This is a genomic window from Streptomyces sp. NPDC043854 (assembly GCF_056436005.1).
Genome location: NZ_JBWKDK010000026.1, coordinates 38,525 through 52,991, shown reverse-complemented (window position 1 = coordinate 52,991; position 14,467 = coordinate 38,525). Strand labels below are relative to the sequence as shown.

11 protein-coding genes, 1 tRNA gene and 1 pseudogene are annotated in these 14,467 nt (G+C 71.1%); 4 read left to right on the top strand and 9 right to left on the bottom strand.

Annotated features, from left to right (window positions below):
* The first annotated feature begins 263 nt into the window (after positions 1–263).
* Positions 264–3,035, top strand: coding sequence for a phosphoenolpyruvate carboxylase (gene ppc, locus AC068A_RS23190; protein WP_478587718.1), 2,772 nt, complete (start codon positions 264–266; stop codon positions 3,033–3,035).
* A gap of 103 nt (positions 3,036–3,138) precedes the next feature.
* On the opposite strand, the gene AC068A_RS23185 is transcribed toward ppc, so the two are convergent.
* From AC068A_RS23185 to AC068A_RS23155, 7 genes are all read right to left on the bottom strand, one after another.
* Positions 3,139–3,879 (bottom strand): LPXTG cell wall anchor domain-containing protein, encoded by a 741-nt coding sequence (locus tag AC068A_RS23185; RefSeq protein WP_478587716.1) that lies wholly within the window; start codon positions 3,877–3,879, stop codon positions 3,139–3,141.
* Positions 3,880–4,038: 159 nt separating this feature from the next.
* A complete protein-coding gene (gene pth, locus AC068A_RS23180; RefSeq protein WP_478587714.1) occupies positions 4,039–4,629 on the bottom strand; it encodes an aminoacyl-tRNA hydrolase in 591 nt (196 codons plus the stop codon).
* A gap of 91 nt (positions 4,630–4,720) precedes the next feature.
* Positions 4,721–5,308 (bottom strand): 50S ribosomal protein L25/general stress protein Ctc, encoded by a 588-nt coding sequence (locus tag AC068A_RS23175; protein WP_478587712.1) that lies wholly within the window; start codon positions 5,306–5,308, stop codon positions 4,721–4,723.
* A 230-nt stretch (positions 5,309–5,538) separates the two neighbouring features.
* Positions 5,539–6,516 carry a ribose-phosphate diphosphokinase gene (locus AC068A_RS23170; protein ID WP_360630674.1) on the bottom strand — a complete coding sequence of 326 codons (978 nt, stop codon included), beginning with the start codon at positions 6,514–6,516 and terminating at the stop codon, positions 5,539–5,541.
* Positions 6,517–6,662: 146 nt separating this feature from the next.
* Entirely contained in the window at positions 6,663–8,111 is a 1,449-nt protein-coding gene (gene glmU, locus AC068A_RS23165; protein ID WP_478587710.1) for a bifunctional UDP-N-acetylglucosamine diphosphorylase/glucosamine-1-phosphate N-acetyltransferase GlmU, read from the bottom strand.
* A gap of 109 nt (positions 8,112–8,220) precedes the next feature.
* Positions 8,221–8,291, bottom strand: a tRNA-Gln gene (locus tag AC068A_RS23160).
* Between the two features lie 7 nt (positions 8,292–8,298).
* Complete coding sequence (locus AC068A_RS23155; protein ID WP_478587708.1) at positions 8,299–9,216, bottom strand: hypothetical protein; 918 nt, start codon at positions 9,214–9,216, stop codon at positions 8,299–8,301.
* Positions 9,217–9,347: 131 nt separating this feature from the next.
* Here AC068A_RS23155 and AC068A_RS23150 point away from each other — a divergent pair, with 131 nt between their 5' ends.
* On the top strand, positions 9,348–10,655 hold the full coding sequence (locus AC068A_RS23150) for a sensor histidine kinase (protein ID WP_478587706.1): 1,308 nt from the start codon (positions 9,348–9,350) through the stop codon (positions 10,653–10,655).
* 129 nt (positions 10,656–10,784) lie between these two features.
* On the opposite strand, the gene AC068A_RS23145 is transcribed toward AC068A_RS23150, so the two are convergent.
* On the bottom strand, positions 10,785–11,300 hold the full coding sequence (locus AC068A_RS23145; RefSeq protein WP_478587704.1) for an SUKH-3 domain-containing protein: 516 nt from the start codon (positions 11,298–11,300) through the stop codon (positions 10,785–10,787).
* Between the two features lie 11 nt (positions 11,301–11,311).
* Complete coding sequence (locus tag AC068A_RS23140; RefSeq protein ID WP_478587703.1) at positions 11,312–11,860, bottom strand: YwqJ-related putative deaminase; 549 nt, start codon at positions 11,858–11,860, stop codon at positions 11,312–11,314.
* Positions 11,861–12,090: 230 nt separating this feature from the next.
* On the opposite strand from AC068A_RS23140, the gene AC068A_RS23135 reads away from it, so the two are divergent.
* Together AC068A_RS23135 and AC068A_RS23130 are read left to right on the top strand one after the other, a co-directional pair.
* A complete protein-coding gene (locus tag AC068A_RS23135) occupies positions 12,091–13,104 on the top strand; it encodes an SMI1/KNR4 family protein (protein WP_478587701.1) in 1,014 nt (337 codons plus the stop codon).
* Between the two features lie 7 nt (positions 13,105–13,111).
* A pseudogene (locus AC068A_RS23130) lies at positions 13,112–14,467 on the top strand (SUKH-4 family immunity protein); the annotation flags it as partial.

Genomic DNA, 14,467 nt, shown 5'->3' with positions numbered 1-14,467 from the left:
AGGAGCGCACCAACACGACACGGCGCACCACAGGCGTCCGCGCCCCGCCCGCACGGCGCACAGCGCCCGCCTGTCGAGACATTTACCGAGGCACGAGGCCCGGACACCTATCCTGGTGTCGTCGGACAGCGCGGTCCGCACGGGCAGCCGAGCTGCGCCGCAGAGGGCACCCCCGGAACACCGGTCCGGGCGGCGGTACCGCCACGCGCGCACGCCGGAGCCCACCTCCCCGTAGCGCTCGACCACTGCAAGGAGCCGCACCTGTGAGCAGTGCCGACCAGGCCTCCACCGCCCACACCCCGGGCCGGGCCCCGTCCGCCGTCGCCGCCGTCAACGCAGATCTGCGCGCGGACATCCGCCGCCTCGGCGACCTCCTCGGCGAAACCATCGTCCGCCAGGAAGGCCGAGAACTCCTCGACCTCGTCGAGCGCGTCCGCGCCCTCACCCGCACCGACGGCGAGGCCGCCGCCGCCCTTCTCGGCGACACCGACCTGGAGACCGCCGCCAAGCTCGTACGCGCCTTCTCCACCTACTTCCACCTCGCGAACGTCACCGAGCAGGTGCACCGCGGCCGCGAGCTGCGCGCCCACCGCGCCGCCGAAGGCGGCGTCCTCGCCCGCACCGCCGACATGCTCAAGGACGCCGATCCCGAGCACCTGCGCGAGACCGTGCGCAACCTCAACGTCCGCCCCGTCTTCACCGCCCACCCCACCGAGGCCGCCCGCCGCAGCGTCCTGAACAAGCTGCGCCGCATCGCCGCCCTCCTCGAGGAGACCGCCGCGGGCACCGGCGACCGCCGCCGCCAGGACCTCCGCCTCGCCGAGAACATCGACCTCGTCTGGCAGACCGACGAACTGCGCGTCGTCCGCCCCGAGCCCGCCGACGAGGCCCGCAACGCCATCTACTACCTCGACGAGCTCCACGCCGGCGCCGTCGGCGACGTACTCGAGGACCTCGCCGCCGAACTCCAGCGCGTCGGCATCGAACTCCCGCCCGGCACCCGCCCCCTCACCTTCGGCACCTGGATCGGCGGCGACCGCGACGGCAACCCCAACGTCACCCCCGACGTCACCCGCGAGGTGCTGATCCTCCAGCACGAGCACGGCATCACCGACGCCCTGGAACTCATCGACTTCCTGCGCAGCCTGCTCTCCAACTCCATCCGCTACACCGGAGCCACCGAGGAACTCCTCTCCTCCCTCCAGGCCGACCTCGAGCGCCTCCCCGAGATCAGCCCGCGCTACAAGCGGCTGAACGCCGAAGAGCCCTACCGCCTCAAGGTCACCTGCATCCGGCAGAAGCTCCTCAACACCCGCGAACGCCTCGCCAAGGGCACCCCGCACGAGGAGGGCCGCGACTACCTCGGCACCGCCGAACTGCTCACCGACCTCACCCTCATCCAGACCTCCCTGCGCGAGCACCGCGGCGGCCTCTTCGCCGACGGCCGCATGGACCGCACCATCCGCACCCTCGCCGCCTTCGGCCTCCAGCTCGCCACCATGGACGTCCGCGAACACGCCGACGCCCACCACCACGCCCTCGGCCAGCTCTTCGACCGCCTCGGCGAGGAATCCTGGCGCTACTGCGACATGCCCCGCGAGTACCGGCAGAAGCTCCTCGCCAAGGAACTCCGCTCCCGCCGCCCCCTCGCGCCCACCCCCGCCCCGCTCGACGCGGCCGGCCACAAGACCCTCGGCGTCTTCCTCACCATCAAGGACGCCTTCGAAAAGTTCGGCCCCGAGGTCATCGAGTCCTACATCATCTCCATGTGCCAGGGCGCCGACGACGTCTTCGCCGCCGCCGTCCTCGCCCGCGAGGCCGGCCTCGTCGACCTCCACGCCGGCTGGGCCAAGATCGGCATCGTGCCGCTCCTCGAAACCACCGACGAGCTCCGCGCCGCCGACGTCATCCTCGACGACATGCTCGCCGACCCCTCCTACCGGCGCCTGGTCTCCCTCCGCGGCGACGTCCAGGAGGTCATGCTCGGCTACTCCGACTCCTCCAAGTTCGGCGGCATCACCACCAGCCAGTGGGAGATCCACCGCGCCCAGCGCCGCCTGCGCGACGTCGCCCACCGCTACGGCGTCCGCCTGCGCCTCTTCCACGGCCGCGGCGGCACCGTCGGCCGCGGCGGCGGCCCCTCCCACGACGCCATCCTCGCCCAGCCGTGGGGCACCCTCGAAGGCGAGATCAAGGTCACCGAGCAGGGCGAGGTCATCTCCGACAAGTACCTCGTCCCGTCCCTCGCCCGCGAGAACCTCGAACTCACCGTCGCCGCCACCCTCCAGGCCTCCGCCCTGCACACGGCGCCCCGCCAGTCCCACGACGACCTCGCCCGCTGGGACGCGGCCATGGACATCGCCTCCGACGCCGCCCACGCCGCCTACCGGGCCCTCGTCGAAGACCCCGACCTGCCCGCCTACTTCTTCGCCTCCACCCCCGTCGACCAGCTCGCCGACCTCCACCTGGGCTCCCGCCCCTCCCGCCGCCCCGACTCCGGCGCCGGCCTCGACGGCCTCCGCGCCATCCCGTGGGTCTTCGGCTGGACCCAGTCCCGCCAGATCGTCCCCGGCTGGTACGGCGTCGGCTCCGGCCTCAAGGCCGCCCGCGACGCCGGCCAGGAGAACGTCCTCACCGAGATGGGCGAACGCTGGCACTTCTTCCGCAATTTCCTGTCCAACGTCGAGATGACCCTCGCCAAGACCGACCTGCGGATCGCCCGCCACTACGTCGACACCCTCGTCCCCGACGAACTGCGCCACGTCTTCGACCGCATCCGCGCCGAACACGAACTCACCGTCCGCGAGGTCCTGCGCATCACCGGCGGCGAACGCCTCCTCGACTCCCAGCCCGTCCTCCAGCAGACCTTCGCCGTACGCGACGCCTACCTGGACCCCATCTCCTACCTCCAGGTCTCCCTCCTGGCCCGCCAGCGCGCCGCCTCCGCCCGCGGCGAGGAACCCGACCCGGTCCTCTCCCGCGCCCTGCTCCTCAGCGTCAACGGCGTCGCCGCCGGCCTGCGCAACACCGGCTGACCGGCCCGCAGCAGCCCGTACACACGACAGGGCCCCCGCACCACAACGGTGCGGGGGCCCCGCCGCATCACCGAAGGCACCCGGCCCCCGGCTCACGAGAGCCTCAGCCCTCGGCACCGGCCTTCCGGCGGCGCACCACCAGCACGGCACCGGCGGCAACCAGCGCACCCGCCAGCCCGGCGAGCAGGCCGACCGGCGTGTCCGAACCGGTCTGCGCCAGGTCACCACCGGTCGTCCCACCCGACGGAGACACGGACGGAGCCGGCGAGGACGCAGAACCCGACGGCGACGCACTCACCGACGACGACGGGCTCACGCTCGTCGAAGACGACGGCGACGCCGACGTCGACGTGCTGGAGCTCGGCGACACCGACGTCGACGGCGAGGTGCTCGGCTTCGTCGACGTCGACTGCGACGGCGAAGGCTGCGTGGTCGCCGTGGACGGGCACGTGTGCGACAGGATGAACCGGTCCACCGACCCGCCCTTGACCTCGGCCGAAGCCGCCGTCAGCTTGGCACCCGGAGCCGAACCCACGAACGCGTGCTTGCCCGTCGGCGGCCCGAAGACCACCACCTGCTGCTGGCCACCGGGCTCGAAGGTAACCGTCACCTTGACGAAATCCGTCGAGTTGCCGGGCAGCACGAAGTGCCAGCCGTCCTGCGTCGCAGGTATGTTGCCGCAGGTCTCGCCCGGCTTGCCCTTGAACTGGGCCGCGAACAGCGGAAGATCCTTCGCCTGGTGCAGCGGCACCGTGTACGTGTCGGCAGCGAACGCCGGACCGGCACTCGCACCGAGAACCAGCGCAGCGGCAACCGCCGCCCAGCGCTTACGGGAATGGAGCATGTAGACACCTCTGAGGGAGGGAAGAAGTGTGGCCGATTGGGGGGCGGCGGGCGCCAGCTTGCTGATCCGACACCACCCCGGTCAAGGGGCAGTCATGCACATTCGCCATGAGCTGCCCCCTCTGGAGCCACTTGTCCCAAGTAACGATGCGTCTACGGCCTACGCGTTGTACGCCGACTGCGCCCGCTCCAAACCCTCCGTGATCAAACACTCCACCGCGTCCGCCGCCCGGTCCACGAACCAGTCCAGCTCCTTGCGCTCCACGGCGGAGAAGTCCTTCAGCACGAAATCCGCCACCTGCATCCGCCCCGGCGGACGCCCGATCCCGCACCGCACCCGGTGATAGTCCGCGCCCATCGCCTTCGTCATCGACTTCAGGCCGTTGTGCCCGTTGTCCCCGCCACCCAGCTTCAGACGCAGCGTCGCGTAGTCGATGTCCAACTCGTCGTGGACCGCAACGATCCGCTCCACCGGCACCTTGTAGAAGTCCCGCAACGCCGTCACCGGACCACCCGACAGGTTCATGAAGGACATCGGCTTCGCCAGCACCACCCGCCGGTTCGCCGGCCCCGGCGGCCCGATCCGCCCCTCCACCACCTGCGCCCGCGCCTTGTGCGCCTTGAACTTCCCCCGGATCCGGTCGGCCAGCAGGTCGACCACCATGAACCCGATGTTGTGGCGATTGCCCGCGTACTCCGCCCCGGGATTCCCCAGGCCGACGATCAGCCAGGGCGCCGCGTCGTCCGACATCACACAGCTCCTCAACGTCGACGACCGCCGTCCTGCTCCAGTGGAACAGAACGGCGGCCGTTCGGCATCAGCGAGAAGAAAACGACGAGGCTCAGGCCTCGGCGCCCTCGGCCTCACCCTCGGCGGCCGGCTCCTCGACCTGGGCGGCGACGACCTGGAGGACGACGGCGTCGGCCTCGGTCACCAGGGTGACGCCCGACGGCAGCGCGATGTCCTTGGCGTGGACCGAGGCACCGGCAGCCAGGCCCTCGACGGACACCGTCAGCGACTCGGGCAGGTGGGTGGCCTCGGCCTCGACCGACACGGCGGCCAGGACGTGCTCCAGCAGGTTGCCGCCGGCGGCCAGCTCACCCTCGGCCAGGACCGGAACCTCGACGGTGACCTTCTCACCCTTCTTCACGGCGAGGAAGTCGACGTGGTCGACGGTGCGCTTGATCGGGTCCTTCTGGACGGCCTTCGGGATGACCAGCTCGGTGCCGTCACCCGCGATGTCCAGGGAGATCAGGACGTTCGGGGTCTTCAGCGCCTGGGTGAGGGCGTGGCCCTCGACGGCGACGTGCTTCGGGGCCTCGCCGTGGCCGTAGATGACCGCGGGGATCTGCTTGTTGCGGCGCGTGGCGCGGGCGGCACCCTTGCCGAACACGGTACGGATCTCAGCGGAGAGCTTGACCTCGGACATGATCACTCCTCGTGGGGTGACGGAAAACGGACAACGGTCACCCGGCCACGAAACGGCCTGCTACGAAGAGCGCGTCGATAACGGAGCCCCGGCACCTTCACGAAAAAAGGCGCGGCCTCCCTCGCCGAGCAACTCATCGAGTCTACCCGGCAGGGAGGCCGCACTCAAAAGGATCTACCGCAGAACAAAGGATCTACGCAGGACCAGCAGCGGGACCCGCCGCCCGACCCCTACTGCTGCTCCTCGAAAAGGCTCGTCACCGAACCGTCCTCGAACACCTCGCGCACGGCACGCGCGATCGTCGGGGCGATCGACAGCACCGTGATCTTGTCGAGCTCCAGGTCCGACGGGTCCGGCAGCGTGTTCGTGAACACGAACTCGCTCACCTTCGAGTTCTTCAGGCGGTCCGCCGCCGGGCCGGACAGGATGCCGTGCGTCGCCGTCACGATGACGTCCTCCGCACCGTGCGCGAACAGCGCCTCGGCCGCAGCACAGATCGTGCCACCCGTGTCGATCATGTCGTCGACCAGAACGCAGACCCGGCCCCGAACCTCACCGACGACCTCGTGGACGGTCACCTGGTTGGCGACGTCCTTGTCACGGCGCTTGTGCACGATCGCCAGCGGCGCGTCCAGACGGTCACACCAGCGGTCGGCCACACGCACACGGCCGGCATCCGGAGACACGATCGTCAGCTTCGTGCGGTCCACCTTGGCACCCACGTAGTCCGCAAGAACCGGAAGCGCCGACAGGTGGTCCACCGGACCGTCGAAGAAGCCCTGGATCTGGTCCGTGTGCAGGTCGACCGTCAGGATCCGGTCCGCACCCGCCGTCTTCAGCAGATCCGCCACCAGACGCGCCGAGATCGGCTCCCGGCCCTTGTGCTTCTTGTCCTGGCGGGCATACCCGTACGACGGGATGATCACCGTGATCGAGCGGGCCGACGCACGCTTCAGCGCGTCCAGCATGATCAGCTGCTCCATGACCCACTTGTTGATCGGAGCCGTGTGGCTCTGGATCAGGAAGCAGTCCGCACCACGCGCCGACTCCTGGAAGCGGACGTAGATCTCACCGTTGGCGAAGTCGAAAGCCTTGGTCGGCACGAGCTGGACGCCCAGCTGGTGCGCAACCTCCTCGGCCAGCTCGGGGTGGGCGCGGCCGGAGAAGAGCATCAGCTTCTTCTCGCCGGTCGTCTTGATCCCGGTCACAGCACAGTCTCCTCAGACGTGTTGAAAGCTGCTCGCCCCCCTGTGCGTCCGTCCCGCACACGGTGAGCCAGCCGATTGCGTGCACCTATCACGGTACGCCGTCTCCGGCGCACCTGTTTCCGGACAGTTCACCCGGAAGGACTTGCTCAGCCCTCCGCGGACCCCTCCCGGGCGACCGACTGCGCCGCCGACGCAGCCGCACTCCCCGGACGCTTACGAGCCACCCAGCCCTCGATATTCCGCTGCTGGCCGCGCGCCACGGCCAGTGCGCCGGGCGGCACATCCTTGGTGATCACGGACCCGGCCGCCGTGTAGGCACCGTCCCCGATCGTGACAGGCGCCACAAACATGTTGTCCGAACCCGTCTTGCAATGTGAGCCGACCGTCGTGTGGTGCTTGTGCTCACCGTCATAGTTCACGAACACGCTCGCCGCACCGATGTTCGTGTACTCACCGATCGTCGCGTCACCCACGTACGACAGGTGCGGGACCTTCGTCCCCTCACCGATCGTCGCGTTCTTCATCTCCACGTACGTACCGGCCTTCGCCTTCAGGCCGAGGCTCGTACCCGGGCGCAGATACGCGTACGGACCCACCGACGCCGACTCGCCGACCACCGCGGAGTCCGCCACCGTGTTGTCCACCCGCGCCCTCGGACCCACCTGCGTGTCCTTCAGCCGCGTGTTCGGACCGACCTCGGCACCCTCCGCGATGTGCGTGGCACCCAGCAGCTGCGTACCCGGGTGGATCAGCGCGTCCTGCCCGAACGTCACCGTCACATCCACGAACGTACTTGCCGGATCCACCACCGTCACACCCGCCAGCATCGCCCGCTCCAGCAGCCGCGCATTCAGCAGCGCCCGCGCCTCCGCCAGCTGCACCCGGTTGTTGATCCCCAGGATCTGCCGGTGGTCACCGCCCACGGCCGCACCCACGCGGTGACCGGCCTCCCGCAGGATCCCCAGCACGTCGGTGAGGTACTCCTCGCCCTGGCTGTTGTCCGTCCGCACCTCGCCCAGGGCCTCGGCCAGCAGCGCACCGTCGAAGGCGAAGACCCCGGAGTTGATCTCCCGGATCGCCCGCTGCTCCTCGGTGGCGTCCTTGTGCTCGACGATCGCGGTGACCGCACCGGTCTGCGCGTCGCGGACGATGCGCCCGTAGCCGGTGGAGTCCGGGACCTCGGCGGTCAGGACGGTGACCGCGTTGCCGTCGGCGCCGTGCGTCGCGACCAGGGCCGACAGGGTCTCGCCGGTCAGCAGCGGAGTGTCGCCGCAGACCACGACCACGGTTCCCTCGACGGACCCGCCGAGCTCCTGGAGCGCCATGCGGACGGCGTGGCCGGTGCCGTTCTGCTCGTACTGGACGGCCGTGCGGACGCCGGCGTCGATGTCGGCGAGGTGCGCGGCGACCTGCTCGCGGGCGTGGCCGACGACGACCACGAGGTGCTCGGGGTCCAGCTCGCGCGAGGCGGCGACGACGTGTCCGACGAGCGACCGCCCGCAGATCTCGTGCAGGACCTTGGGAGTGGCCGACTTCATGCGGGTGCCCTCACCCGCTGCGAGTACGACGACGGCTGCCGGGCGGTTGGCGCTCACGGGTGTGCCCTTCGGCTTCGGGTGGTGGACTTCCGAAGGATACCGGGGGGTCGGGGGCCGTAAACGAGGGCGGGTCCTGACCTTCCGGTCAGGACCCGAACCTGCATAGCTCCCCTGCCAGGATTCGAACCCGGACATAAGGTACCAAAAACCTCAGTGCTGCCATTACACCACAGGGGATGGTAAATCACCCAAAATCGGACATCTCGCCCTTCCGATTCAGGCTGACCGCCCCTACTATGCCGCACCAAGCGCCCTCAATGCGACGGTAGATGTCTGCGCTTCGGCTGACGTAAAGAGTGAGGCAGCCGCGGTAGTTCTCGTCGACGTTCTTCCGGCTGGTCACCGGATTGCGCTTCTTCAGGGTCGTCCTGGCCAGCTGTGTGATGTCGACGCCGACCAGCTCCGCCCAGTACCTCTCGGCGGCCGTGACGTCGGCGGACTCGTGAATCATCACGCGATAGCTGATCCGCTGCCTTTCGACACCGATGAGGTCCAGCCAGGCCAGGAAGACCTGGATGACCCCCGGGTCGCTGTTGATGAACTGCACCTTCTCGCGGCGGTCGTACGCCTTGTCCTTTGCTCCCTCGGCCCAGTACAGCGCCACTCCCGTCATGAAGAGCTCCCTCGTGCTGAGGTCGCCGATCCCGATCCGTGCCGCCTCCTTGGCCTGGGTTCGCTGCTCGTCCCGAAGAGCGGTTTCGTGGGTCCACCGCTGTTCCGAGGCGAATCGGGCCTGCTCGGAGGGGGTTCGGCGGGGCGTCGGCTTCGGGAGGTCGCGGACCCAGAGGGAGATCGAGCTCTTTGAGCAGCCCAGCTCCAGCTGGATCTGGTCGTAGGTCATGCCCTGGAGGCGGAGTTCCCGGGCGCGGGTGCGGAGGTCGTCCTTGGCGTTGGGGCGCTTGGTCCATTCCGGGGCCGGCTCGCCTTCGAGGAGGCGGTTGAGGATGTCGTTGTTGTGGACGTGGAGGCGGTCGCGGATCTGGCGGCGGCTGAGGCCTTCGCGGCGGAGGGCGACGGCCTGGTCGCGCAGGGATTCGAAGGTCGCGGCTCCGGTGCGGAGGCCGCCCGTGCCGTCGCCGGGGCGACGTCGAATTTCGGTCATGGGGCCACTGTCGTCCGGAATGTGAGATTCAGGTCCCGCTCAGCGGACGGTTCAGTCGTAGGTGCGATCACCCGCGGTTTGCGGGAATTCCGGTCGCGGGTGTGCTGGGGCCGCTGCGTAGGCTGGGCGGCATGACCAGTTCGGGGGAATTGCAGGGCGGGGCCGGGCGGGACGGGCCCCTGTGGTGGGAGCGGCCGCGGTCGGCGGTGCTCGACGGGGGGATCGCGGCGGTGTCGGCCGCCGAGTGCGCCGCCGAGGGGGTGGCCTTCGCGCGGGAGACCGGGATCCCGGTGGCCCTGGGGGTGCTGTTCGGGGTTCTGGTCGGGTCGGTGGTGCTGCTGCGGTGGCGCTGGCCGGTCGCCGTGGTGCTGGTCGGGATCGCCGTGGCACCGGCGGCGATGGGGATGGTGCTCGGGGTCGTCGGGCTGTACACGCTCGCCGCCAGTGAGGTGCCCCGCCGGATCACCGCGACGCTGACCGTGCTGGCGCTGGCGGCGACCTTCGTCGTGCTCTACGTGCGCACGAGCGGGGATGTCGGGGCCACCCACGGGGTGGTGCTCGTGCTGTCCGGGGTCCTGGCGGTGGCGCTGAACGTGGTGCCGGTCCTGCTCGGCCTCTACATGGGGGCGCGGCGGCGGTTGATGGAGAGCCTTCAGGAGCGGGCGGACTCGCTGGAGCGGGAGCTGCTGTTGCTGGCGGAGCGGGCGGAGGAGCGGGCCGAGTGGGCCCGCAGGGAGGAGCGGACCCGGATCGCCCGGGAGATGCACGACGTGGTGGCGCACCGGGTGTCGTTGATGGTGGTGCACGCGGCGGCGCTGCAGGCGGTGGCGGCGAAGGATCCGGTGAAGGCGGTGCGGAATGCGGCGCTGGTGGGGGACATGGGCCGGCAGGCGCTGACGGAGCTGCGGGAGATGCTGGGGGTGTTGCGGGCGCCGGTGTCGGCGAAGCCGGCGGTGTCCGGGGTGGCGTCGGTTCCGGCGGCTGCGGTGGAGCCGGTGGCGGTGGCAGTGGCGGTCGCGTCGGGGGGTTCGGAGGACGGGCCGACGCTGGCGGAGCTGGAGGTGCTGGTGGGGCAGTCCCGGGCGGCGGGGATGGTCGTGGACCTGGATGTCCGGGGTGCGGTGGGTGCGTATCCGGCCGAGGTGGAGCAGACGGCGTACCGGGTGGTGCAGGAGGCGCTCACGAACTGCCACAAGCATGCGCCGGGCGCGGAGGTCGTGGTGCGGCTGGCTCATCGGGAGGGTGAGGTGGCGATGCAGGTGGAGAACGGGCCGGGTGCGGCGGACGTGGCGCGGCCCGAGCTGCCGAGTGGGGGGAACGGGCTGGTCGGGATGCGGGAGCGGGTGCTCGGGTTGGGCGGGGTGTTCGTGTCCGGTCCGACGGATGCGGGTGGTTTCCGGGTGTCGGCGGTGCTGCCGGGGGTCGCGGGGCAGGGGTAGCGGCCGGGTTTCCCGCCGGGCTCGGTGGTGGGCTTTGCTGTCGCGGCCTGGGCCGCCGTCCCCGCTGCCGTTGCCCCGTTGCTGCCGGTTCCGGCGCCGGGGGTGTCTGGTGCGCCGGGGCGGGTGGGGTCAGTGGGCGGCGGTGAGGCGGGCGGGCTGGAGGCCGGTCAGGAGGAGGGTGAGGGCTTCGTCCATGCCGGAGCCGAGGTACCAGTCGCCGGTGTGGTCGATGGCGTAGACGCGGCCTTCGCGGTCGATGGCGAGGTGGGAGGCGCCGTCGGAGTCGACACCCAGCGGGCAGAGCTGTGTGGACAGGGCGCGGCCGAGGTCGGCGAAGGTGCGGGCGAGGTGCAGGCCGGTGAGGGGGTCCAGGCGTACGGGGACGGGTGCGATCTGGCGGCCGGGCCCGGAGGGGGTGATCTTGAGGCCGCCGAACTCGGCCCAGGCTTCGACGGCGGCGGGGAAGACCGTGTGGCGGTGTCCGGCGGGTGTGGTGTGGTCCCGGAGTGCGTCGGCCCAGTACTCGGCCTGCTTGATGTCCCAGCGGCCGGGTTCCCAGCCGGCGGTGCGCAGGGCGGTGTCGACGGTGGTGGGGAAGCGGGTGGCCGAGGAGCGGTCGTAGGAGGCGGAGGAGGTGGTGGTCATGGTGGCGGGGGTCAGGCCCTCTCGGAGGCGGGTGTGAGGTCGACGGGTCGTACGCCGAAGTGGGCGAGGAGGGCCTCGCAGGAGCGGCAGGGGGGTGCGTAGCTGCCGTGGAGGGGGTCGCCGTCTTCGCGGATGCGGCGGGCGGTGATTTTGGCGTGTTTGAGGGAGCGGCGGGCTTCGCCGGCGGTGAGGGGTTTGCGGGAGGCGCGTTTGCTGCGGGCCTTTTCGGTGGCGGTGAGGTGGCGGGAGAGGAGGATGGCCTCGGGGCAGCGGCCGGTGAAGCGTTCGCGCTGGCTGCTGGTCAGGGTGTCGAGGAAGTCTTGTACGAGGGGGTGGAGGGCGGGCGGCTGGTCGGCTTTGCCGGCGGTGCCGGTGAGGGTTTCGCCGCGTACGGAGAGGGCGGCGGCGACGGTGGGGAGGATGCCGTCGCGGCGGAAGCGGGGCACGGGCGCGGCGGTGTGGTTGCCGGTGGTGCTCCAGCGCAGGCGCGGGTCCGAGGCGGGGCCGGCGGCTTCCGGTCCGGTGTCGGCTGCCGTTGTGCGTGTTGCCGTGTTCTGCATGGTCGCGTCTTCCCTCCCGTTGGCTGCGGTGATGGCCGCTGTCGCGCACGCCCCGTGCTGTGGGGACAGCCTGTCAAATGTCCCTCGCGGTGTGGAACGGGGGTCGAATATTCGTATCAATTCGGATGTTCCCGGCCGTTGGGTGGGTGCGTGGCTCGGGGGCGGGTGCCCCTCTTGCCGGAGCACATAGGCTGTGGTGAACCAGCCAGATCCAGCAGGGGGCTACCGCCATGACGACAGGTCGGCTCGGCCAGCACGCCGCGCCACCCAACGCCGCGTACTCGGGGCAGGTCGTGCATTTCCCGGACCCGGTCCGGGCCGCTCGGCATCCCCAGGGCGTGCGGATGGGCGCGCAGGGGCATCCGGACTTCACCGCGTACGCGCGGGCGGCGGTGGAGATCGCCGAGCCGCCCGAGGGCTTCGGTGTGGACGAGTTGCGGTTGACGGACTATGTGTCCGCGAACGCGGCGATGCGTGCGGCGGGTCATCCGTTGTGGGACACGGTCGGTCCGGTGGCGACGCCGCACGGCTGGACGTGGCACCACGTGGCGGGGACGCGGCGGATGGAGCTGGTTCCGGTGGAGGTCAAGGCTTTGCTGCGGCATCATGCCGGGCTGGCGACGGCGCCGGTGGACCATGAGAAGCGGGGGACGCGGCCGCTTCAGGAGGTGCGGCCGGTGCACCTGGGGCTGCCGAAGTCGGTGGTTTCGGTGTCGGAGCAGCAGGTGCAGGGGATCGAGGAGGATCTCGGGTACCGGTTGCCGGAGGCGTACCGCTCGTTCCTGAAGGCGGCGGGCGGCAGTGCGCCGGTGGGCGTCGGTCTGGATGTGGATCTGGGTGTGCTGGTGGACCAGCCGTTCTTCACGGTGCGTGAGGAGGCGGCGGTCAATGACCTGGTGTACGTCAACAAGTGTCTGCGTGATCACCTGACGAAGGATTACCTGTGCGTTGCGTTCGCGCAGGGCGGGCTGCTCGCGGTGAAGGTGAAGGGCGAGGGCATCGGTTCGGTGTGGTTCTCCCCGTACGACGACGGGCGGGACCGGGACGGCTGGACCGTCCAGGAGCGCGTGGAGCGGCTGCTGTTGCCGTGCGGTGCCGATTTCGATGCCTTTCTCGAACGACTGGCCGGAAATCCACCGGAGTTGGAGACGGTGGCCGGTCTGATGGTGGACGGCGGATTCGCACGCTCGGTTCCCGTGGAGGGGCCGGTTCCGGTGCCGGGTGCGGCGCCGGTGGAGGGATGACAGCGCGATGGTGACGTTTGCGCAGGCGCAGGAGCGTGCCGAGGAGTGGATCAACGGGGACGTGCCTCCGTACCAGCACCGTGAGGTGCGGGTGCGGGAGTTCGGGCTCGGGTTCGTGGTGTGGGCGGAGGACCGTCCGGGCGGTCCGGTGTCCGGGGGTGGCCGGCAGCGGCTGGTCATCGCGCGGGACAGCGGCGAGGTGACGCTGTGGCCGGGGTTGCAGGTGGGTGAGGTGATCCGCCGGTACGAGGAGGAGTACGGGGCTGCGGCCGCTCCGGCGGCGGAGGCCTCGGTGCCGTCGCCGCGGATCGACTCGGAGCAGACGTCGTTCATGCTGAGTCCGCCGGAGTGGCTCCAGGAGGCCGCGGACCGTGCGGGGATCCCGGGGGGACCGGGGTCTTCGGGTTCCGGGGCGGGCTCGGTGTCGGGTGCGGGGGCCGGGTCTGCGGCTGCGGCGGGGCCGGTTCCGGCTGGCGCTGCCGTGGAGGAGGCCGCCGGGTCCGCGCCGGGTACGTCGGCGCCGGCGCCTGCGGCGGGGCCGGAGCCGGTGCCGTTGCGGCGTGAGGTGCCGTACGAGCCGACCGCCAACGACGGGGTGCCCACCGGGGCGACGCCGTGGGCCGGGACGGACGTGAACCCGGGCGCGGACGAGGGGTCGGTGGCACTGCCCGCGACCGTGTTCGCGCCGCCGCTGTCCGGGTCGGACCTGGAGGAGCTCGCGCCGTCCGGGGGTGTCTCCCCGGAGGCCAAGACCACGCTGATGGCCGGGGGCAGCCAGCTGCCGAAGACGGCGATCGCGCCTGCCGTGAACCTCGGGGCGGGGGCGCCGCCGGTGCCCGCGCCCGGGTCCCCCGAAGCGCTGGCCCAGGAGCCCACGGGCCGGGCCCCGGTGACGCCGCCCGGGGTCCCGCCGGTGCCGCCCGCGCCCACTGCCGCGCCCGCGCCTGCGGGCGGGCCTGCGTACGCCACCGCGGAGGCGCTGGCCCAAGAGCCCACGGACCGGGCACCCGTCTCGCCTCCGCCCGCGCCGCCTGCCGCTCCTGCTGCGCCTGCCGCTCCTGCGCCGGGCCAGCCGCCTGCTCCTCCCGGTCCGCCGGGTGCTCCGGGTTCGCTCGGCCGGGGGCTGGACCATGCCGCGACGATGCTGGCGGGTCCGGCTGTGGTGGCCGGTGGTCCTCCGGCGCCTCCTGGTCCGCCGGGTGTTCCGGGTGGGTCGAACGGTTCCGGTGCGGGTCAGCCGCCCGCTCCTCCCGGTCCGCCGGGTGCCCCGGGTTCGCTCGGCCGGGGGCTGGACCATGCCGCGACGATGCTGGCGGGTCCGGCTGTGGTGGCCGGTGGTCCTCCGGCGCCTCCTGGTCCGCCG